Annotated in this window: 13 protein-coding genes and 1 pseudogene; 7 read left to right on the top strand and 7 right to left on the bottom strand. The window is 69.7% G+C overall.

Translation table 11 applies throughout. The annotated features are described in order from the left end of the window. Nucleotides 1-6 precede the first annotated feature (6 nt). The gene (locus ACZ53K_RS04790) at nt 7-945 is read right to left on the bottom strand and encodes a LysR family transcriptional regulator (RefSeq protein WP_468832082.1); all 939 of its coding nucleotides are present in this window, start codon (nt 943-945) and stop codon (nt 7-9) included. A gap of 111 nt (nt 946-1,056) precedes the next feature. On the opposite strand from ACZ53K_RS04790, the gene ACZ53K_RS04785 reads away from it, so the two are divergent. Both ACZ53K_RS04785 and ACZ53K_RS04780 read left to right on the top strand, forming a co-directional pair. Next, on the top strand, nt 1,057-1,314 hold the full coding sequence (locus ACZ53K_RS04785; RefSeq protein ID WP_468832081.1) for a hypothetical protein: 258 nt from the start codon (nt 1,057-1,059) through the stop codon (nt 1,312-1,314). Nucleotides 1,315-1,316: 2 nt separating this feature from the next. Further along, nucleotides 1,317-2,198 (top strand): DMT family transporter, encoded by an 882-nt coding sequence (locus ACZ53K_RS04780; RefSeq protein WP_468832080.1) that lies wholly within the window; start codon nt 1,317-1,319, stop codon nt 2,196-2,198. Between the two features lie 86 nt (nt 2,199-2,284). On the opposite strand, the pseudogene ACZ53K_RS04775 reads toward ACZ53K_RS04780, so the two are convergent. From ACZ53K_RS04775 to ACZ53K_RS04750, 6 genes and pseudogenes are all read right to left on the bottom strand, one after another. Then, nucleotides 2,285-2,662, bottom strand: a pseudogene (locus ACZ53K_RS04775) (DUF1877 family protein); the annotation flags it as partial. Between the two features lie 40 nt (nt 2,663-2,702). Beyond that, on the bottom strand, nt 2,703-3,641 hold the full coding sequence (locus tag ACZ53K_RS04770; RefSeq protein WP_468832079.1) for a nitroreductase/quinone reductase family protein: 939 nt from the start codon (nt 3,639-3,641) through the stop codon (nt 2,703-2,705). Nucleotides 3,642-4,096: 455 nt separating this feature from the next. Beyond that, nucleotides 4,097-5,848: an NAD-dependent malic enzyme gene (locus ACZ53K_RS04765; RefSeq protein WP_468832077.1), complete on the bottom strand. Its 1,752-nt coding sequence runs from the start codon at nt 5,846-5,848 to the stop codon at nt 4,097-4,099. 126 nt (nt 5,849-5,974) lie between these two features. Beyond that, entirely contained in the window at nt 5,975-6,685 is a 711-nt protein-coding gene (locus ACZ53K_RS04760; protein ID WP_468832076.1) for a TetR/AcrR family transcriptional regulator, read from the bottom strand. Continuing rightward, complete coding sequence (locus ACZ53K_RS04755; protein WP_468832075.1) at nt 6,682-8,970, bottom strand: YhgE/Pip family protein; 2,289 nt, start codon at nt 8,968-8,970, stop codon at nt 6,682-6,684. Before ACZ53K_RS04755 ends, ACZ53K_RS04760 begins: the two co-directional genes overlap by 4 nt. Next, nucleotides 8,942-9,754 carry an ATP-binding cassette domain-containing protein gene (locus tag ACZ53K_RS04750; protein WP_468832074.1) on the bottom strand — a complete coding sequence of 271 codons (813 nt, stop codon included), beginning with the start codon at nt 9,752-9,754 and terminating at the stop codon, nt 8,942-8,944. The genes ACZ53K_RS04755 and ACZ53K_RS04750 overlap by 29 nt, the downstream gene beginning before the upstream one ends. A gap of 205 nt (nt 9,755-9,959) precedes the next feature. Between ACZ53K_RS04750 and ACZ53K_RS04745 the strand changes: the two genes are divergently transcribed. The 5 genes from ACZ53K_RS04745 to ACZ53K_RS04725 all read left to right on the top strand — a co-directional run bounded on the left by ACZ53K_RS04745 (nt 9,960) and on the right by ACZ53K_RS04725 (nt 21,783). Then, a complete protein-coding gene (locus ACZ53K_RS04745) occupies nt 9,960-12,827 on the top strand; it encodes a discoidin domain-containing protein (RefSeq protein ID WP_468832072.1) in 2,868 nt (955 codons plus the stop codon). A gap of 269 nt (nt 12,828-13,096) precedes the next feature. Next, nucleotides 13,097-14,737, top strand: a complete 1,641-nt coding sequence (locus tag ACZ53K_RS04740) for a penicillin-binding transpeptidase domain-containing protein (protein WP_468832071.1) — start codon at nt 13,097-13,099, stop codon at nt 14,735-14,737. Between the two features lie 95 nt (nt 14,738-14,832). Further along, a complete protein-coding gene (locus tag ACZ53K_RS04735) occupies nt 14,833-16,131 on the top strand; it encodes an esterase-like activity of phytase family protein (protein WP_468832070.1) in 1,299 nt (432 codons plus the stop codon). Between the two features lie 110 nt (nt 16,132-16,241). Continuing rightward, nucleotides 16,242-20,249: an ABC transporter ATP-binding protein gene (locus ACZ53K_RS04730; protein WP_468832069.1), complete on the top strand. Its 4,008-nt coding sequence runs from the start codon at nt 16,242-16,244 to the stop codon at nt 20,247-20,249. A gap of 112 nt (nt 20,250-20,361) precedes the next feature. Next, on the top strand, nt 20,362-21,783 hold the full coding sequence (locus ACZ53K_RS04725; RefSeq protein ID WP_468832068.1) for a S28 family serine protease: 1,422 nt from the start codon (nt 20,362-20,364) through the stop codon (nt 21,781-21,783). The last annotated feature ends 77 nt before the right edge of the window (nt 21,784-21,860 follow it).

Here is a 21,860-nt window from a genome sequence, read left to right as displayed (position 1 = left end):
ACCCTTTCAGTTCCCCTCGGAATCAACTGCCGGTGACACGACAGCGGATGGCCCCGAGGGAGGCGCGTACGTCAGGGCATCGAGGCAGGCGCGCACGGGCGGAGTTTCCGCACGGGACAGCCAGGCCGCCTGCACGTGACGCCGCAGCGGCGGATCCGTCGGTACGCACCGGACGCCGGGCGGTGTCCGAAGCCGCGCCGCTTCCGGTATGAGCGCGACGGTCAAGCCGGCCGCCACCAGTGTGAGCTGGGTGGCGTGGTCGCTGATGCTGTAGCGGATCTCCGGCTCGACACCGTGGGTCCGCAGGGCCTGGACGAGCGCTTCGCGCGGTTCGGACCCCGGAGGGCAGGCCGCCCACGGGACGTCGCCGAGGTCGGCGAGGCGGAGCACGGGCCGCTCGCCGAGCGGATGGTCCGCGGGCAGCGCCACGTGCGCCTGTTCCGTGACGAGCGTGCGTACGGCGACGCCTTCCGGGATGTGCCGTGGCCGGTTCGACCAGTTCTCGATGAGAAGCAGGTCGAGTTCGCCGTTCAGCAGGGCGGCAAGCAGGTCGGCCACCTCGCCGTCGCGTACCGACGGGGTGAGCCGTGGGTGGCGCGCGGCCAGGACGGCCAGCGTGGTGGGTAGCAGGGTCCGGATGGCGCTTCCCACAGCGCCGATCCGCAGCCCGCCCAGCACTTCCTTTTCCAGGGCGGCCAGGTCCTGTTCCGCGCCGGCGAGTTGGGACATGACCACGGCGGCGTGGTCCGCGAGCACACGGCCGGCGTGCGTCAGCCGGACACTGCGGCCCTCCGGCTCCAAAAGCCGGTGCCCGCACTCCCGTTCCAGCTTGCTCAGCTGCTGGCTCATCCCGGACGGCGTGATGTGCAGGGCCTGTGCGGCACGGGCGATGGAACCGTGCGTGTCCACCGCCGCCAGGGCGCGCAATCGCTCCAAGTTGATCACGCGCTCAGGCTAGTGACAGATAAGCAGAGGTACCGGGTTGTGGTGACAGAACGTCGCTTTTGTTGATGGGTGGTGGGGGACAGAGTGGAGAAATGAGGGTTCCGGAAACTGGTGAAGGCCGGCGCGGCGATGCCCGGAGCGGTGCTGAAGATCGAGGCGCGGCTGGATCCCGGAGCGGTGCTGAAGGCCGAGGCGCGGCTGAAGCCTGGAGCAGTGCTGAAGGCCGAGGCGCAGCTGAAGCCCGGAGCAGTGCTGAAGCCTGGAGTAGTGCTGAAGCCCGGAATGGTGCTGAAGCCCGGAGTTCGGGTGCTGCTGGAGCGCGGAGCGGTGAAGTGCCGCGCGAGGGTGGCGCGGATCGGAAGGCCGTAGGGATGGTGCTCGGGGGCAGCCTCTGCATCTCCGCGTCCGCCGTCTTCGTCAAACTGTCCGGTACGAGTGCGGGAACGGCGGCGTTCTTCCGCTGCGCCATCGCGCTGACCGTGCTGGTGCCGCTCGCGCTCGCGGAGCGGCGTGCGGCCGGGCCGCGGGCATGGCGGTTCCGGCGCCTGGACCTGGCCGCGGGGCTGTTGCTCGGCATCGACTACGTCTTCTGGGCGGCGGCGATCCACAGGGTCGGCGCTTCCGTCGCCACAGTGGTCATCAACATCCAGGTGGTGATCTTCCCGCTGCTGGCGCGCGCTTTCACCCGTACCCCCATACCGCGCAGATTCGTTTCTGCAGCGCCCGTCATGCTGCTGGGAGTCGCACTCGCCAGCGGAGCCGTCGGCGCTCCGGCGCAGGGCAGCGACCCCGTGGCGGGCGCGGCATTCGGGCTGGTCGCCGGCTTCGGATACGCCGGGTACCTCTTCCTGATGCGGCTCGGCGGCGGGCAGGGGCACACGGTCGGCCCGGTCTGCACGTCCACCGCGGCCGCCGCGGGCACCGCCGCGCTGCTCGGCGGAGTGTGGACCGGTATCGACGTGTCCCTCGACGGTCGTGCCTGGGCCTGGCTGACCGCGCTGGCTCTCGTCGGGCAGGTACTGGCCTGGCTGGTGATGACGCCCGCGCTGCCGCGCCTGGCACCCAACGTCGGCGCCGCACTACTGCTTCTGCAACCGGTGATGGCGATCGGACTCGGGATGGCGATCGGGGAACGGCCCACAGCCAGCCAGCTCGGAGGATGCGCGCTGGTCATCCTGGCGGTGTGGGGTGTGGGCCGCAGGGGCAAGGCACGCGCCCCACAAAACGAGCCGGCGTCGCGGCCTGAAAGCTGAAGCACATGATGGCCGCGGACTCCGAGCGCGCTGGTGTTGAAGAAACGTACCAGCACCTCGTAGTACTCGCGTCGGCGCTCGATATCCGCTTCCTCGTCGATGCCCCACACATTGGGGTAAACATCCTCCGCCTTCATCTGCGTCGGGTCGTAATGGGCGGCCAAGCGCTCGAACGATACGGTCATCAGCTCCGTCGCCGCCTCCCTCACCTCTTCGGCGCTCCATCCGCTGAGACCCTCCTCGCCGATCGGAAATCCGTCCATCATGAGGTCGACCGACACGCTAGCGGCGCCCAGCAGGAACTGAAGACCGGCCCAGGCCTTGTCGAGACTTCCGTCGGGCTCACCGGGCCTGCCGAGTTTGTCTAAGTCATAGAGGAACTCCAGTAGAGGAACTCCATAAGCAGGAGCCGGGCCGGCGTACCCGAGCCGACCGCGCCGTCGGAAACGGCCCGGCCCGACCACACCTACCTCCCAACGCTTACCTCACGTGCCGGCGCTCTCTTCAGCGCGCACTCGGCGCAGGCGGCGGCCAAGGAACATCGGCCAGGGCGGGGATCAACTGTTCCTCCTCGTACGCGAGGTGGGCCCGAAGTTCTCCTGACATCCGCTCCAGGTCGGTGAGGAAACGTTTCGGGTCGGCGTTGCCGATGTCCGCGAGGAGGCCGAGAAGATCGTTCTGGATGCGGGCGATGGTCCGGTGTTCCTCCCGGAGCCGGTCGAGGGCGGGACGCAGTTCGGGGTGGTGGCGGGCGACGGTGGGGAAGATGTGGCCGTCCTCGCCGGTGTGGTGGAACTCCAGGCTCTGGCAGAAGGCCAGGCAGTGTTGCCGGATCTGCAGCCCGAGCCCCGGCGCCGGCGGAGCGCCCGAGCCCTGGTGGGCGGCCCGCGCCGCGAGGTGCGCCTCCGCCTCGGTGCGTACGTGCCGCAACTGCGCGCGCAGCCACGTGTGGACCTGTACGAGTTTGTCGGCGAGAGTCGTGATCTCGCGCGGATTCTCGCCGTCCGCTTCCTCGTACTCGGGCTCGGCGGGCTCCAACGCCACGACCGGCAGGACGCGGACGGTCCCGGCCTGGTAATCGCCGTACCCGGGAGCCACGCTCACCACCTGCGCGAACAACTGGTCGCGGCGCTCACCCTCGGCAGGCACCGCGATCGCCTCGTACGCCTCGGTGCCGACCTCCACCTGCACCTGCGGGTGCGCAAGCAGGTTGCGGTACCAGTCGGGGTGGTCCGGCGCGCCGAGGTTGGAGCCGACGATCAGCAGCAGGCCGCCGTCGCGGATGCAGCCGAGGGGCACGGTGTGCGGCTTCCCGGACGTGGCGCCGGTGGTGGTCAACAGCAGAAGTTCGCTGCCCTCGAACGGGCCACCGACTTTTCCACCGTTGGATCGGAACTCATCAATGACCGACTGGTTGAAGGATTGGAGCTGGGGCTGGGACATGTGGTGTCGCTCTCCGAAAACGTGACCCGCATACCGGCTGCCGTAAGGCAGCTATGACCGCGGTGAAGGTGAAAGGGAGGAAATGAAGGTGAAGGGGAAGCGCGCACTCGAAAACGGCGCAGCACGGCAGTCACCGTGCAGCAATCACCGCACGGCAGTTACCGCACAGCGGTCATCAACGCACAAGTCCCTCGCCCGGATAAATCACCGGTTGCGTGTCACGGCCATCGAAGGCGTGAAAATAGGAACCAGGTCACAGGCTGCGCAAAAGGACAAGGCGTGCGCTACGCCGCCGCGCGCCGGGCGCGCTGATGTCAGGCTCAGCCTGTGGAGTATGAACTCATGGCGTCGTCCCTGGATGAAAGGTGTGTCGCCCGACTGCCGGCCGGCCCACTGCTCTTTGGCCGACGTCACGCGCACACGCTTTCCTATTAGAACCATTGGCCGACGGCTCGTCAATACGACGGCCGCGGCATCTCCCCGTATTCCGGCTGCCACATCGCGTCCTGCACCGCCTGTACGACATCGTCGGGGGCCACGCCCGCGACTCCTTCGTCAACGGCCGCGCGTACCACCGCGACCGCGACGGCCGCCGAAGACGCACGCAGATTTTCCACCCGCGGCAGCAGCGGCGCTCCCGGCCCGCCGCCATCGACCTGCCCGGCGACCGCGTCGGCAGCGGCCAGCAGCATCCCGGGCGTCAGCCGCTCGGCACGCGACACCACCACGCCCAGCCCGAGCCCCGGGTAGACGAGTGCGTTGTTGGCCTGGCCGATGACATGCCGTACGCCGTCGATCTCCACGGGGTCCACCGGGATGCCGGCCGTCGTCAGGGCCTTGCCGTCGGTCCAGCGCAGCAGGTCAGCGGGCATGGCCTCGATCTTTTCGGTCGGGTTGGAGAGCGGGAAGATGACGGGCCGCTCGACGTGCTTCGCCATCTCCTGCACGACCCTCCGGGTGAAGGCGCCACGTACGGTCGAGGTGCCGACGAGAACGGTCGGGCGCACGTTCCGTACGGTCGTCAGCAGATCGATGCCGTTGCGCGCACCGATACCGTCTCGCGCATCGCTGCCGCCCCTCGCCTCACTTCCGCCCCGCGCATCGGCGCCACTCCCCACATCCCCCTCGCCATCCACCCAGTTCTCGGTCTCCCGGCCGGGGCGGGCATAGCCGCGCTGGTAGTCGCGCAGCCCGTCCATGTCGTCCAGCAGCAGTCCCGGCCGGTCGACGAGCCAGATGCGGCGGGTGGCGTCGTCGGTGTCCAGGCCGTCGCGGACCATCGCCTCGCGGAGTTGGTCGGCGATGCCCACCCCGGCCGTACCGGCCCCGAACACCACGACACGCTGCTCGCGGAACGGCACCCCAGTGATCTTCAGCGCGGACCGGACGGCGGCGAGCGTGATCGCACCGGTGCCCTGCATGTCGTCGTTGAACATGCGGTAGCGCTCGCCGTACCGCTCCAGAAAGCGCCGCGCGTTGCCCGCGCCGAAATCCTCGAAGTGCAGCAGCGCGTCGGGGTACAGCGTCGAGACCGTGTCCAAGTACGCGGCGACGAAGGCGTCGTAACGTTCGCCGCGCACCCGGCTGTGCCGTACGCCGAGATACAGCGGATCGTTGAGCAGCGTCTCGTTGTCGGTACCGACGTCCAGGACCACCGGCAGGCATCGCGCGGGGTCGACGCCCGCGGCCGCCGTGTAGACGGCCAGCTTGCCCACCGAGATCTGGATACCGTGCACGCCCCAGTCGCCGATGCCAAGGATCTGCTCGGCGTCCGTGACCACCACAAGGTCCACATCTTCCGGCCCGAGATTCAGCTCCTCGAAAGAGCGGCGCACATCCTGCGGCCGGTCGATGGACAGGAAGACGCCGCGAGGCCGCCGGTATTCATGGCTGTACGTCTTGATCGCCTCGCCCACGGTCGGGTCGTAGACGATGGGCAACAGCTCGGCCAGATGCTCGGTGAGCAGCCGGTAGTACAGGACCTCGTTGCGGTCGTGCAGCTGCTCCAGATTGATGTACGCGGCCAGGTCACCGGGCTGGCGGCACAACTGCTCGTACGCGCGGCGCGCCTGCTGGTCCAGGGTGAGTACCGCGTCGGGCAGCCGGCCGACGAGGCCCAGGCGGTCGCGTTCGGCGGCGGTGAAGGCGGTTCCGCGATGGGTCAGCGGATCGTTCATGACCCACGGGAGCCGCGATGGTCTGCTCATACGCCGCACTCCCGGCGCTCGTCTGCCTTCTGCCGCCTGCCCTGGTCAGTCTCGCGCGAGAGCCCCGCCCCCGCATCCGGTGGATACGAGAACGGGGCTCTGACCTGCGTTTACGCGTAATCGATGTTAGGCCGGGCGCGGGCGCATGGGGCTGACCCGTCCTTGAAGCAGCCGCGACAGGGAGGCGTGCACGTCCTCCACCGAGCGGTGCGGCTGGAACGACAGCCAGTCCAGCGCCGCCACCAGCACCATCCCGAGCAGAGCGGAGGCCGTCAGCGGAACGTCGAGTTCCTCGCTCAGCTCGCCGACGGCGATGGCGTCCCGCAGTACGGACTCGACGACGGCGACCGCCCGGCCCCGTACGGACTGGAGGGTCGGCTGCCAGACCCGGTTCGTGCGCCACAGCTCCGCGACGTACAGCTGGGTCAGGGAGGGCGAACCGGCGATGAAGTCCAGTCCCGCCCGGATCATCGCGTCCAGCGCGTCGACCCGGGTGCCGCCGTCCGCCCGTACCGCCTGGTCGGCGGCGTCCTGGAGGGAGGCGGCGAGCAGGTCGATGCCGTTCCGCAGGAGCTCCTCATAGAGAACGTTCTTGCTGGCGAAGTTGTAATAGACCGTTCCCTTGGCGACGCCGGCGCGCTCGGCGATCTCGTCCACGGTGGTGGCCGAGAAGCCCTGTTCGGCGATGAGCGTGACCGCGGCGTCGAACAGCTTGCGCCGGGTGGCGCCGCGGCGGGGACCGTGGGCCGGCGCGACGGCTTCGGCCCCGGGGCCGGGGGCGGCGCCGCGAACGCCGCCGCCCCCGTGCCTGCCGCGGTGCTCGGTCCGCACGCTCACAGGCTCAGTTCCGGGTGCAGGTCCTTCATCCGAACGACCTGCCGGCTGCGCGCGGTCAGCGACGTGAGCGCCAGTGCGCCGACCGTGAACGCGGCCAGGACGATGGAGCCCTGCCACACGATCCCGAGGTCACCGCCGGTGATGAGCCGGCGCAGGCCGTCCACCACGTAACTCATCGGCAGGAACGGGTGGACCGCGCCGAAGAATCCGGGGCTGGTCTGCACCGGGTACGTACCGCCCGCCGACGTCAGCTGGAGCATCAGCACGACGAGGGTCAGTACGCGGCCCGCCGGACCGAACTGCGCGCCGAAGAACTGGATGATCGCGGTGAACGCTGCCGTCGCCAGCAACAGGAAGCCGATGGTGGCCCCCGCGCGTTCCATCTCCAGGCCGAGGCCCCAGTGCAGTACGGCCATCAGGGCCAGCACCTGCACGACGCCGATCGCGAAGGCCGGCAGCCAGGACCCGAGCGCGATGCGCCAGCCCGGCGCCCCCGCGGCGAGCGCGCGCTTGCCGAGCGGCGCGAGCAGCATGTACGCGACCATCGCGCCGACCCACAGGGACAGCGGAATGAAGTACGGGGCGAGACCGGTGCCGTAGTTGGGCGCCTTGTGCATCGACTTCGACGCGAGCTCGACCGGGTTGGACATGACGTCGGTCCGCGCGTCGCGGTCCTTCTTGTCGTAGTCCGGGATCTTGTCCACACCGCTGTTCAGGCCGCCGGCGAGCTGGTTGGAGCCGTCCTTGAGCTTGTAGACGCCACCCTTGAGGTCGAGCGCGCCGTCCTCCAGCTGGCCGAGGCCGTCGCCGATCTTGCCGGAGCCGTTCTTGGCGTCGCCGAGCTTGTCGTGCAGCTTTCCGGCACCGTTGGCGAGCTTTCCGTTGCCGTCGGCGATCTTGCCTGTACCGTCCGCCACCTTGCCGCTGCCGTCGGCGAGCGCGTTGATGCCCTGGACGAACTGCCCGGCCCCTTGGGAGATTTTCTGGGCACCGGCGTTGAGTTCGTTGATCTGGCCGATCGCCCTTTCCGCATTGCCGGCGATGCCCGGGGCCTTGTCGGCGACCAGCTCGGCACCCTTGTGCAGCTCGCCGAGCTGCGTACGGAGGTGCTGGAGGTCCAGCTTTCCTATGACTCCGTCAACCTTTTCCGCCGCGTCGGCGGCGAGTGCGGTGCCTGCCGCGATGCCCTTCAGCTTCGCGCAGTCGGCCTTGTCGGCGGAGGCGCCACCGCAGCTCTCCTGGTAGAGGGCCTTGGCGTCCTCTGCGTTCTTCCGTGCCTCGGCGGCAGCCTTGGCGGAGTTCCCCGGCAGCTTGCCGAGGTCGTCGTCGAGAGCCTTGCTGAGGTCGGCGACGACGCGCGCCTTGTCGGCGATCTCCTTGCTGTGCGCCTTCAGGAACGGTAGATCCTGCTTGGCGATGCCGTTGACCTTGTCGGCGAGCTGCTTGGTGCCCGCAGCCACCCGGCCGGCGCCGTCGCTGAGCTGCTTGCCCTTCGCCTGGGCGGTGCCGAGGCCCGTGTTGAGGTCCCTGGCGCCCTTGTTCACGGCACCCGCGCCCTGGCTCAGCTCACCGGACTTGTCGCGCAGCGTCCCCGCGCCCTTGCCCAGCTCCCCGAGCCCATCCGTAAGCTCACCATTCTTGTCCTTGGCCGTGCCCAGGCCGTCCGCGAGCTTGTCCGTGCCGTCCTTGGCCTTGCCCAGGCCCTCGTCCAGCTTGCCGGCGCCGTCCGCCGCCTTGGCGGTCTGGTCGTGCAGATCCGAGAACGACACGAAGATCTTGTCGAAGAACTCCCGCGACGACTTCGCCGACGTCTTCGCGCGGATTTCCGAGAAGATCGTCTTGGAGATCGAGCCGACGATGTAGTTGTTCGCGTCGTTCGTGCGGACCTGGAGCGCGCCCGTCTCCGGGTGGTCACCGGAGCTGGAGGCGATCCGCTCGCTGAAGTCCTTCGGGACGGTCAGCGAGAGGTAGTACGTACCGTCCTCGACGCCCTTCGCGGCGTCGGCGGAGCTGACCTCCTCCCAGTTGAACGTGTTGCTGTCTTTGACGTTCTTGACGAGTTGGTCGCCCGCCTCGATCTTCTTGCCGTCGGCGGTGGCGCCCTGGTCGTCGTTGACGAGCGCGACCGGGATCTTGTCCAGGTTCGCGTACGGGTCCCAGAACGAGAACAGGTACAGCGCGCCGTACAGCAGGGGGATCAGCATCAGGGCGACGAGGCCCAGCCGGGGGAGCTTGCCCCTGCCGAAGCGCTTGAGCTCAAGCGCGGCGAGCTTCGGCGAGCGCATGGGCTGCTTCCTCCTCGTGGGTGTCGGTCGTACCGGACGGGCCGGTGGTCGAAGTGGGGGTGGGGGAGGCGGCGGATTCCGCGGCCGCCGGCGTGGTCCGTACGACGATCGCGTCGTCCGGGGCGGTGCTGGCCGAGGCCACCACCGTCGTGCCGTTCAGGGCCAGGTCGCGCAGCATCTGCCAGACCTGGGAACGCTCGTCCGCGGAGAGTTTGAGGTCGACGTCGTCGATGGCCACCAGTCGCGGGCCGTGCATGACGGCCAGGGCGACCGACAGCCGCAGCGCCTCGATGCGCTCCAAGTCCCGTACGGCGGTGCGCAGTCCCTTGGGCAAGGTGGCGGGGTCGAGGCCGACGGCGGCCAGTGCCGCCTCGACGCGGGCCCGCGTCGCCTCCTTGTAACGGCGGCCCCAGGGCAGCCGGGCGCCGAGCGAGCCGGCCATCCGGTGGCCCAACAGGGCCTGCTCTTCCAGGTGTTCCCCTGCGGTCAGGGCCGGTTCCAGGTCGGCGACCCCGGGGACGTGCGCGATGGCGGTCAGGCTGCGCACCGTTCCCATGCGCTTGGGCAGGGGGAAGCCGGCGACGGTGGCGTGGCCCTCGGCGAGCTGCATGCGGCCGGTGAGCGCCAGTAGGAGGCAGGTGCGGCCGGAGCCCGACGGGCCCTCGACGGCGATCAGTGACCCCGGGTCCGCGGTGATGTGGACGTCTCTGAACGCCCACCCCCGCGGGCCTTTCACTCCGATTCCCCTGGCGTTGACCGCCGCCCCCTGGCGGGTGGTGTCCACGGCCCCTCCTTTGTTCTGACTGGTCAGTCTAAAAGTGTGCCGTATGAAGAGGGCTATTGACCAATCGGCCCGCGATCCTGTGAACTCCGTCATGTGGCGGGTGGGGCGCTCCGATGCTTTTGGGGCGTTTGTTGGTGATGTTCTTGATGTGGTTCGTGGTGCTGAGCGCACGGCCGCATCGGATGGACACTTGCGACGGAGACCGATGACTCACTCGGCCAAACTGATCGCCCCGCTCCTCGCGGGGGCCCTCGTCACGACGCTGCCACCGGCATCGGCGTCGGCATCCACTCCGCCATCGGGCGCAGCGACGGCGCAGGCCGCCGCCCGGTCAGCCCAGCCCGACCAGTCGTCCCAGGCCTCCTGCGCGCCGCAGGACCTGGACCGTTTCACCGCGCGGCCCTCCGGGGCGAAACGATCCAGCACGCAGCCCCCAACGGCGGAACGTTCCGCCACGGACGACGGCAACGGCTGGACCCCCACCGCCACCCGCATCGACCCCAAGGACGGCCACCACGCCTTCGTCGGCAACGGCTACCTCGGCCAGCGAATAGCTCCCAACGGCGCCGGATACACGGCTCCCGGCGAGACGACCGGCTGGCCGCTGAAGACACCGCGCTACGACGGGTCCTTCGTTTCCGGCCTGTACGCGCGCGGCCCGGAGAACCTCAAGGGCCGCCAGGCCATCGCCGCGCTCCCCACCTGGACCGGCCTCGACGTCACCGCCGCCGGCGACCGCCCGCAGACCTTCGACTCAGCCACCCCGGCAGGCCGCATCTCGAACTACCGCCAGACGCAGTTCATCCGCTGCGGCCTGGTCCGTACGTCACTGACATGGACAGCCGCCGACGGCCGCGCCACCGACCTCGTGTACGACGTGCTCGCGGACCGCACCAGCGCACACACCGGCGCCGTACGACTGCGCATGACGCCGCACTGGGGCGGCCGCGCCACCGTCACCGACCGCCTCGACGGGCGCGGCGCGCGCCGTATGACACAGACCGGCGGCGGCGCGCGGCCGGACGGCCGGACGATGGACGTGGCCTTCCGTACAGACGGCACGAAAACGGACGGCGCGGTCGCCTCGACGCTGCGCCCCGGCTCCCAGGTCCGCTCGCAGCACATGACCACGAAGCGCGCGGGCGCGGCAAAGAGTCTCAGCAACCAGCAGAGCGTCTCCTTTCCGGTGCAAGCCGGTCGCTCCTATGAGCTGACCAAGTACGTCGGCGTCGACACCGCCCTCACTTCCCGTACTCCGCGCGCCGCCGCGAACGATGCCGCGCGGCAGGCGGCCGGCCGGGGCTGGGACGCCCTGTACCGGAAGCACGCCGCCGCGTGGCAGAAACTGTGGCGCAGCGACGTCGAGGTGAAGGGACGCAGCGGGCGCGACCTGCAGTCGTGGGTGCGCGCGGCACAGTACGGCCTGCTGTCCAGCACCCGCGCCGACAGCCGCAACAGCATCAGCCCGGCCGGACTGAGCAGCGACAACTACGCGGGCGAGATCTTCTGGGACGCCGAGACCTGGATGTACCCGGGACTGCTGGCCGCCCACCCCGACCTGGCCAAGTCCATCGTGGACTACCGCTACGAAACCCGGGCCGGAGCCGCCGCGAACGCGAAGAAGCTGGGCTACAAGGGCCTGTTCTACCCATGGACCAGCGGCAGCAAGGGTGATCTGTGGAACGAGTGCCACAGCTGGGACCCGCCGCACTGCAAGACCCAGAATCACCTGATGGGCGACGTTTCCCTGGCCGCCTGGCAGTACTACCTCGCCACCAAGGACACCGCCTGGCTGCGCGAACGCGGCTGGCCGGTGATGAAGGGCATCGCGGAATTCTGGGCCTCGCGCGTCACCCGTTACGCCGACGGCAGCTACTCGATCAAGAACGTCGCCGGGCCCGACGAGTACAGCAACGGCGTCAACGACGGAGTCTTCACCAACGCCGGCGCCGTCACCGCGCTGCGCAACGCCGGCCACGCCGCCGAACTCCTCGGGCAGCAGGCCCCCGCCGCGTGGAAGGACATCGCCGACCGCATCCGTATCCCGTACGACAAGAAGAACGACGTCTTCAAGCAGTACGACGGATACAAGAACACGATGATCAAGCAGGCCGACACCGTGCTGCTCCAGTACCCGCTGGAATGGCCGATGTCGCAGCGCGCCAAGGTCAACACGCTGGACCACTACGCCGGACTCACCGACCCGGACGGCCCGGCCATGACCGACTCGGTGCACGCCGTCGCCGCCGCCGGAGCCGGTGAGCCGGGCTGCTCGACGTACACGTACATGATGCGTTCCATCAAGCCGTTCGTCCGCGGCGCCTTCCACCAGTTCTCCGAGGCGCGCGGCGACAAGGCCGGCGCCGGCGACCCGCACGCCGGATCGCCCGCGCAGGACTTCCTCACCGGCAAGGGCGGTTTCCTGCAGACCTTCACCAACGGGCTGACCGGAATGCGGATGCGCGAGGACCGGGTGCACCTGGACCCGACACTGCCGCCGCAGCTGTCCGACGGCGTCACGCTGCGCGGGCTGCGCTGGCAGGGACGTACGTACGACGTGGAGATCGGCGCGCACAGCACGACGGTACGGCTGACGGCCGGCGCGCCGATGCGCGTCGAGTCGCCGGAGGGGGAGCGCGTGGTGAGCCGCGGCGCGCCCCTGACGCTCAAGACCCGCCGCCCCGACCTCGCGGCGACGGACAACGCGGCCCGGTGCGGCGCAGCGCAGGCCACGTCGGAGGAGCCCGGTATGTACGCGGGCGCCGCGGTGGACGGCAACGCGGCCACCTCCTGGGTGCCGAACGGTCCCGACGGCACCCTGACCGTCGACCTTGGAAAGTCTTCGCGAATCGGACAGATTACGCCGCGCTGGAAGGGCGGCCGGCCGGCCTCGTACGTGGCGCAGGTGTCGACGGACGGCAAGCACTGGTACGGCACCGGGTACGACGGGCGTACAACGGCACGCTATGTACGGCTCACGGTGCGCGGCGCCGAAGCGGCGAAGGACGGTCAGCGCCCGGGGCTCGCGGAGCTGACGGTGCAGAAGGCCGCGGACCCGGCGGCCAAGCAGTAGCCCACATCGGATCAGCGGTTCAGCGCTTCCCTCGGAATGGCCCAGGTCGACGACGTGTCGATCTGGGCCTTCTTGTCCTGGCGCAGCGGCTGGTCCGGTCGCTGGGCCGATCGCTGGCCCGGCCGCCGGTCCGTCACTGGTCCGGTCACTGATCCGGGCACGTGTCCGGACCGAAAGTGACCAATCCGTCCCCTGAACGAGACATCTGTGACCGCTTCCGTCACATAGTGTCCGGACACGCACGGTGTGTCTGACCTGGGAGGGGAACTGTGCGTACGGGTGTGAAGTACGTGGTCGGCGGGGTCTTCGTCGCGATGGTGGGTGTGGCCGGAGTGGGCGCGTACAACGTCTACGAGGCATTCGCCGACGGCGATCCCGGAACGTCCGGGGCAACGGCCGGTACGAGCGCATCCAGACAGACCGGTCCACCGACCGAGGAAGAGGTGCGCGACACCGCACGTGACTTCCTCGCCGCGTGGAGCAAGGGCGACACCGAGACCGCCGCCCTCCTCACGGACAACGCCGCGGGCGCGCGCCAGGCACTCACCGGCTTCCACGACGAGGCGCGGGTGTCGAAGGTCGCCTTCGAGGCCGGGCAGAGCGACGGCGCGAAGGTCCCCTTCCACGTCACCGCCGAACTGTCGGTGGGCAAGGGCGGGGCGGAACATTCGACGTGGGCGTACGACTCCGAGCTGCGCGTCGTACGCGGCAAGACCACCGGCAAGGCCCTGATCGACTGGCAGCCCACCGTGGTCCACCCCGACCTGCGGCGCGGCGAGAGCCTGCAGACCGGCTCCGGCGGCGCGCCGCCCGTCAAGGCGGTCGACCGCACCGGCACCGCGCTGGACGCCGCGGAACTCCCGTCGCTCGGCACCATCCTGCCCGCCCTCCGGGAGAGCTACGGAGAGAAGGCGGGCGGCGTTCAGGGCATCGAAGTGCGCGTCGTCAGCGAGGGCGGCGAGCCGGGCAAAACGCTGCACACCATCGTCAAGGGCCGAGAAGGAACGCTTCGGACGACGCTGGACGCGAACGTGCAGCGTGCGGCCGAGGCGGCGGTCAAGGATTACCGCGAGGCGTCGGTCGTCGTGGTCAAGCCGGGCAGCGGAGACATCCTCGCGGTGGCCAATCACCGCACGGACCAGTTCAACGCGGCCTTCCAGGGCCGGCTGGCGCCCGGCTCCACGATGAAGGTCGTCACGGCCGCGATGCTGATGGAGAAGGGCCTGGTCTCCGCGGGCAAGAGCGTGGACTGCCCGCAGTACGCCTCGGCGGGCGGACGCTCCTTCCATAACCAGGGCATGTTTTCGATCAACGGCGGTACGTTCTCCGACAGTTTCGCGCGTTCCTGCAACACCGCGTTCATCGGCATGGCCGACCGCCTCTCGGGCACGGACCTGAGCAGTGAGGCCATGGACGTCTTCGGACTCGGCAAGGACTGGAAGGTCGGGATACCGACGTTCGACGGCAGCGTGCCGCAGAGCGACGGCGCGGACACCCCGGCGGCGCTCATCGGCCAGGGCCGCATTCAGGCCAACCCGCTGAACATGGCGTCCGTCGCGGCCACCGCCAAGGCCGGTTACTTCTCCCAGCCCGTCCTGGTCTCGCCGGGACTGGACGACCGGCAGGTCGCCCGCGCGAGCCGCGCACTGCCCTCCTCGGTCGCCGCGCAACTGCGGGCCATGATGCGGCGTACGGCCGTGAGCGGCACCGGCGCGCAGGCGATGGCCGGCCTCGGCGGTGACATCGGCGCGAAGACCGGTTCGGCGGAGGCCGACGGCCAGGGCGACGCCAACAGTTGGTTCCTCGGCTACCGAAACGACGCCGCGGCGGCCGCCGTCGTCCAGCAGGGTGGCCACGGCGGCGACGCGGCGGGACCGATTGTCCGAAGGGTGCTCGCGGCGCGCCGCTGAGGGGAAGGGGCGACACTGGGGCGTGCCCGCGTCGGGGCCTGCCCGCACCCGGGGGCGCGCCCGCCCCCGGGCGTCGACGAACGGGAGGACCCCTCGTGCACGTACGTTCCGCGGTTGTCCATGTCACCGCCGCAGTGCTGGCCGCCGGCTGTTTCACGGCGTGCGCCGAGGGGGCGCCGGCGGCCCCGGACCCGGCAGCAACGATCGCCGCGGAACGGGCCGCCTCGGCCACTGCGGGCCGGACCGCCGCGACCGCCGCGGGCCCGGGAACATTCGCCGCCTCGGCACGTACGAACAAGAGCGGTGCCCCATCGGCCACGGACGGCCAGACTTCGGGCGGGGCATCGGGCCGGACAGCGGGCCGGGCGTCGGGTCAGGACTCGGGGCAGGCCTCGGGACAGAACGACCGTCCCTCGGGCGCAGACGGTCATCCCTGCTCCCCGTCCGTCTCCCTCGACCGCTACTCCGACGTCCTCGACAAAACCACCTATCAGGGCACTTTCGTCGGCAACCTGTCCGCACTCGCCCGCGACACCGACGGTTCCCTCGCCGCCCTCTCCGACCGTTCCGTACTGATCGGCCTGCACGGACACAGCCACCGGCCGCTACGCACAGCCAAGATCATCGACGAGAAGGGCGCCGCCCTGGACGCCGAGGGCCTGGCCGTCGAACCGGGCGGGAGCTACCTCGTCTCGTCGGAGACCGAGCCTTCCGTACGGCGTTACGACCGTTCCGGCGCGCTCCTAGGCCGGCTGCCCCTCCCCGGCGCACTACGGGTCGAACCGGCCGGCCGAGCCCAGGCCAACCAGACCTTCGAGGGCCTCGCGCTCAAGCCCGGCGGCGGCACGCTGACCGCCGCCATGGAGGGACAGCTCAGCGGCGACGGCAAGGACGCCGCCGGCCGCCCCCTGCTGCGCTTCCAGACCTGGCAGCGGCAGGGCGGCGGGTCCCGCCCCGCGCCGTACCGGCTGAGCAAGCAGTACGCCTATCCGGTGGACACCGGCCTGGGCGTCTCCGAAATCGCCGCGCTTCCCGACGGCCGGCTGCTCGTCCTGGAACGCGGCTTCACCGCCGGCGTCGGCAACACCGTGCGCCTCTACCTTGCTGACCCGCGCCGGACGAGTGATGTCAGCGGCGTCGCGAAGCTGCCCGGCGGCAAGGCCGTACGCCCCGCTCACAAGCAGCTTCTCGCCGACCTCGGCGCCTGCCCCTCCTTGGGCGCCCCTGCCCACCAGCCGCAGCGCAATCCGCTGCTGGACAACATCGAGGGCATGGCGATCACCGGCCGCGCACCCGGCGGCCGGATTCGTCTCCTCCTGGTCAGCGACGACAACGAAAGCCCGAAGCAGATCACGCGCCTCTACAGCCTGACGGTGCGCCCCGGCGGCCGCTGACCGTTGCCGCCGTCAAGTATTTTCCCGTCCCCGAATGTTGCAACGGAATGAAATCCGCTGCCCATGGCGTTGCAGCCTCCTGGTGAACGACGAGACGCGGGAGGCAGTGCGTGACGGGGACGGGGAGCGGTCCAGCGGAAAAGGGCGCAGGCTGGGCGCGGCGGCTGACGCGCCTGTGCTGGCAGTACAAGAAGGACGTACTGCTCGCGCTCGGCTCGTCACTCGCCGGAATGGGGGTGATGGCCCTCGTGCCGCTCATCCCGAAGCTGATCATCGACGATGTGATCGTCAGCCACCAGCGCTCGCTCGCGCCGTGGGCGACCCTGCTGGTCGTCGCGGCTCTCGCCGTCTACGCGCTGACGTACGTACGCCGCTACTACGGCGGACGGCTGGCGCTCGACGTGCAGCACGACCTGCGCACCCGGATGTTCCGGTCGATAGCGCGGCTGGACGGGCACCGGCAGGACGAACTGAGCACCGGGCAGGTCGTCGGCCGCGCCACCAGCGACCTGCAGCTCATCCAGAGCCTGCTGTTCATGCTGCCGATGATGATCGGGAACGTACTGCTCTTCGCGATCTCGCTGGTCGTGATGGTGATGCTCTCCCCGCTGCTCACCGTCGTCGCGCTCGCCGTCGCCCCCGCCCTGTGGTTCATCGCCCAGCGCAGCCGTAAGCGGCTCTACCCCGCCACCTGGTACGCGCAAGGGCAGGCCGCCGCCGTCGCGGGCGTCGTCGACGGCGCGGTGTCCGGCGTCCGCGTCGTCAAGGGCTTCGGCCAGGAGGAGCAGGAGACCGGCAAACTGCGTACGGTCAGCCGCCGCCTCTTCGCCGGCCGGCTCCGTACCGTACGGCTCAACGCCCGCTACACCCCCGCCCTCCAGGCCGTGCCCTCCCTCGGGCAGGTCGCCATGCTGGCGCTGGGCGGCTGGCTGGCCACCAACGGACAGATCACCCTCGGCACCTTCGTCGCCTTCTCCACCTACCTCGCACAGCTGGTCGCGCCGGTGCGGATGCTCGCGATGATGCTGACCGTCGGACAGCAGGCGCGGGCCGGCGTGGAGCGGGTCTTCGAACTCGTCGACACCGAGCCGATGATCGAGGAGCGCCGGGACGCGCTCGAACTGCCCGCCGACGCGCCGGCCACTGTCGAGTTCGAGCACGTCTCCTTCGGTTACGGCAACGGGCGGCCCGTCCTGGAGGACTTCTCGCTGCGCATCGAGCCCGGCGAGACCGTCGCCGTCGTCGGTACGTCCGGCAGCGGCAAATCCACCGTCTCGCTGCTGCTGCCGCGTTTTTACGACGCGACCGCGGGCCGGGTCCTGGTGGGCGGCCACGACGTACGCGATCTGAGCCTCGCGTCGCTGCGCGCGGCCATCGGCCTCGTACCGGAGAACAGCTTCCTGTTTTCCGACTCCTTGCGCGACAACATCGCCTACGGAACACCGGACGCCACCGACGAGCAGATACGTATCGCCGCGCGTGCCGCACAGGCCGACGGCTTCATATCCGCCCTGCCGGACGGCTACGACACCGAGGTCGGCGAGCAGGGCCTGACTCTGTCCGGCGGCCAGCGTCAGCGGGTCGCGCTGGCGCGCGCGATTCTCACCGATCCGCGGCTGCTGGTCCTGGACGACGCGACCTCCGCCGTCGACGCCCGCGTCGAGCACGAGATCCACGAGGCGCTGCGCGGGGTGATGGCGGGCCGTACGACGCTGCTGATCGCCCACCGGGCCTCCACCCTCGCCCTCGCCGACCGCGTCGCCGTACTGGACGGCGGCCGGCTGGTCGACATCGGTACGCGCGAGGAGCTGGAAAGCCGCTGCGAGCTGTACCGTCGGCTGCTGACCGACCCGGACGAGCTGGGCGGAACCGAACGCGACCCGGCGGGCGCGGAGGAAGAATCCGCCCGGCCCGGCGCCGCGCAGGCCTCCGTTGAGCACCTGGGCTTCGGCGGCGAAGCCGCAGCGAGCGGCTTGCTGGAGCGCCCGGGCACGGTTGGCTCCGGCACCGTTCCGTCCACAGAAGCCCCTGACCACCGCGTCAACGGCATCACCCCGCACCTGTGGACACGCGCCGACGGAGCATCCGGCACGGACGCCGGAACCACCGGCGCCGAAGCCACCGCCGCGTCCGGTACAGCCGTGTCCGGTACGGCCGCGTCCCCCGAAATCCTCGCCCAGGTCGCTGCCCTCCCGCCCGCGACGGACACCCCCGACATCGACGAAGAACGGGCCGCCCGCCCCGAGAAGTCCTACGGCCTGCGTCGGCTCCTGCGCGGTTTCGGCGGCCCGCTCGCCATCGCTCTCGCACTTGTCGCGGTGGACGCGGTGGCCGGACTGCTGCTCCCGGTCCTCATCCGCCATGGCATCGACGACGGCGTACGGCGCGCGCAGCTCGCGGGCGTCTGGACGGCCGCCGGCCTCGCCCTGTTCGTCGTACTCGCCCAGTGGGCGGCCCAAATCGGCTCGAACCGGATGACCGGGCGTACCGGCGAACGCGTCCTCTACTCGCTGCGCGTCAAAATTTTCGCGCAGCTCCAGCGCCTCGGTCTCGACTACTACGAGCGCGAGCTGACCGGCAAGATTATGACCCGGATGACGACGGACGTGGACGCCCTGTCCACGTTCCTGCAGACCGGCCTGGTCACCGCCGTCGTCTCGGTACTGACCTTCTTCGGCATCCTCGTCGCGCTCCTGGTCATCGACGTCCAGTTGGCCCTGGTCGTCTTCGCCACCCTGCCTCCGCTGATCATTGGTACGTATTTCTTCCGCAAACAGAGCGTGAAGGCTTACGAACTCGCACGAGAGCGCATCAGCGTCGTCAACGGCGACCTCCAGGAGAGCGTCGCCGGACTGCGCATCGTGCAGGCCTTCCGCCGCGAGCGCAGCGGCGCCGACCGGTTCGCGGAACGCAGCCACGCCTACCGCGCGGCGCGCGTCCGCGGTCAGTTCCTGATCTCGGTCTACTTCCCGTTCGTCCAACTGCTGTCCTCCGTCGCCGCGGCGCTCATCCTGATCGTCGGCGCCGGCCGGGTGAACGAAGGCACCCTCACGGCAGGCGCACTGGTCGCCTACCTGCTCTACATCGACCTGTTCTTCGCCCCCGTACAGCAGCTCTCGCAGGTCTTCGACAGTTACCAGCAAGCAGCCGTCTCGCTCGGCCGCATCCAGGAACTGTTGCGCGAACCGACCACCACGCCCGAGGCCGAAAACCCGCGCCCGGTGCGCGAGCTGGCGGGCGAGATCACTTTCGAGGACGTGCACTTCCGGTACAGCGGGGCTGAGACGGCCGGTGCCGGGATGGCTGCCGGTGCCGGGACGGCTGCTGGCGATGGGGTGGGCTCCGGTGCCGAGCCAGTCTCTGGTTCCAGCGCCGACTCCAAAACCCCTGGTGTCTCTCACACCTTCCACACCTCCGACGTCACAGCGCTTTCCGGTATCGACCTGACCATCCCCGCCGGGCAAACCGTCGCGTTCGTCGGCGAGACCGGCGCCGGCAAGTCCACCTTGGTCAAGCTGGTGGCACGCTTCTACGACCCGACCGCGGGCACCGTCCGCGTCGACGGCACGGACCTGCGCGAACTGGACCTCACCGGATATCGGCACCGCCTCGGCGTCGTACCGCAGGAGTCCTACCTGTTCGCCGGTACGGTCCGGGACGCCATCGCGTACGGGCGGCCGGACGCCACCGACGCCGAGGTGGAGGCCGCGGCCCGCGCGGTCGGCGCGCACGACATGATCGCCGGGCTCGACGGCGGCTACCTCCACGAGGTCGCCGAACGCGGCCGAAACCTTTCCGCCGGCCAGCGCCAACTGCTCGCGCTCGCCCGCGCCGAACTCGTCGACCCCGACATCCTGTTGCTCGACGAGGCCACCGCCGCGCTCGACCTGGCCACCGAGGCCGCCGTCAACGAGGCCACGGACCGGCTGTCCGGGCGCCGTACGACGCTCGTCGTCGCGCACCGCCTGACCACCGCGGCCCGCGCCGACCGGGTCGTGGTCCTCGCCCACGGCCGGGTCGCCGAGGACGGCACCCACGCCCAACTCCTGGCCGCCGGTGGCCGCTACGCCGAACTGTGGCGCACGTTCACGGGCGAGGAGGAGCCCGTGGCGGCCTGAACGACCGCCGCGACGACGGTCCGCCGGCCCCCTGTGCAAAGAAGGGGCTGGTGGGACCGTTGCCGCGCCGATAGGTTCACCCCGACCTTTGCTATCCCAAGGGGAGGGTGCAATGCGCAAGGCCATCAGATGCCTGCTGTCACTCGCGGTGCTCATAGGCACGGCGAGTGCGGGCACGGCGTCGGCGACGGCGGCCACCGCCGCGAAGCCGAAGGCGACCGACATCAAGGACCGGATCCTGGCGATCCCGGGGATGAAACTCGTCCAGGAGAAGCCGGTCGACGGCTACCGCTTCTTCGTCCTGAACTACACACAGCCGATCGATCACCAGCACCCCTCCAAGGGGACCTTCCAGCAGCGGCTGACCCTGCTGCACAAGTCCGTCGACCGTCCCACGGTCTTCTTCACCTCCGGCTACAACGTCAGTACGGACGTACGACGCAGCGAGCCGACACAGATCATCGACGGCAACCAGGTGTCGATGGAGTACCGCTACTTCACCCCGTCGCGGCCGCAGCCCGCCGACTGGAAGCAGCTCAACATCCGGCAGGCGGCCAACGACCAGCACCGCATCTTCAAGGCGCTGCACCGGATCTACGACCAGAACTGGATATCCACCGGCGGTAGCAAGGGCGGCATGACCGCCACGTACTATCGCCGCTTCTTCCCGGACGACATGGACGGCACCGTCGCCTACGTCGCGCCGAACGACGTGAACAACAAGGAGGACTCGGCGTACGACCGGTTCTTCCGCACCGTCGGCACCGCGCAGTGCCGCGCCGACCTCGCGACGCTGGAGCGCGAGGCGCTGCTCCGCCGCGGCGAGATGGTCAACCGCTACACGAAGTGGGCGCAGGACAACAAGAAGTCCTTCAAGGTCGTCGGCAATGTCGACAAGGCGTACGAGGTTCTCGTCACCGACCTGGTCTTCGGCTTCTGGCAGTACCAGCCGGCTGCCACCGCCTGCGCCGAGGTCCCCAAGAAGACCGCCACCACGGACGAACTGTGGAAGTGGATCGACAAGATCGGCGGCTTCGACAGCTACACCGACCAGGGCCTTGAGACCAACACGCCGTACTACTACCAGGCGGGCACCCAGCTCGGAGAGCCCGGTTACAAGTACGACCACCTCAAGGACCTGCTGCGCTACCCGGGCATCAACAACTCCCGGACCTTCGTACCGCGCAACATCCCCATGACCTTCGACAAGCACGCGATGCGCGACGTGGACCGGTGGGTACGTCACCACGCCGAGCGCATGATGTTCGTGAACGGCGAGTGGGACCCGTGGAGCTCCGAGCCGTTCCGGCTGGGTTCCGGCTCCGAGGACTCGTACGTCTACAAGGTCCCCGGCGGCAACCACGGCTCGAACATCGCCAAGCTGCGGGAGGCCGACCGCAAGAAGGCAACCGAGGCGCTGCTCGACTGGGCGGGTGTCGACGCGCCGGAGGACGCCAAGTTCGCGCCGCTGGCTCCGTACGACAAGAAGCTGGACAAGCGGGACGACAAGCAGATGCAGATGCTGCGTCCGTGACGCGCGAACGGCTGATGCACGACGGCTGACGCGCAACGGCCGACGCACAACGACTGACGGGCCGGCTCGACCAGGGC

It is taken from the genome of Streptomyces sp. NPDC033221, from assembly GCF_055577005.1.
Note: the sequence above shows the minus strand (reverse complement) of the source record. Positions and strands in the feature narration are given on the sequence as shown.

Coding starts and splice junctions, on each gene's coding strand:
- ACZ53K_RS04780 (WP_468832080.1), top strand. CDS start 1,317: ATGGTGCTCGGGGGCAGCCTCTGCATCTCCGCGTCCGCCGTCTTCGTC.
- ACZ53K_RS04745 (WP_468832072.1), top strand. CDS start 9,960: ATGACTCACTCGGCCAAACTGATCGCCCCGCTCCTCGCGGGGGCCCTC.
- ACZ53K_RS04770 (WP_468832079.1), bottom strand. CDS start 3,641: ATGTCCCAGCCCCAGCTCCAATCCTTCAACCAGTCGGTCATTGATGAG.
- ACZ53K_RS04765 (WP_468832077.1), bottom strand. CDS start 5,848: ATGAGCAGACCATCGCGGCTCCCGTGGGTCATGAACGATCCGCTGACC.
- ACZ53K_RS04725 (WP_468832068.1), top strand. CDS start 20,362: ATGCGCAAGGCCATCAGATGCCTGCTGTCACTCGCGGTGCTCATAGGC.
- ACZ53K_RS04755 (WP_468832075.1), bottom strand. CDS start 8,970: ATGCGCTCGCCGAAGCTCGCCGCGCTTGAGCTCAAGCGCTTCGGCAGG.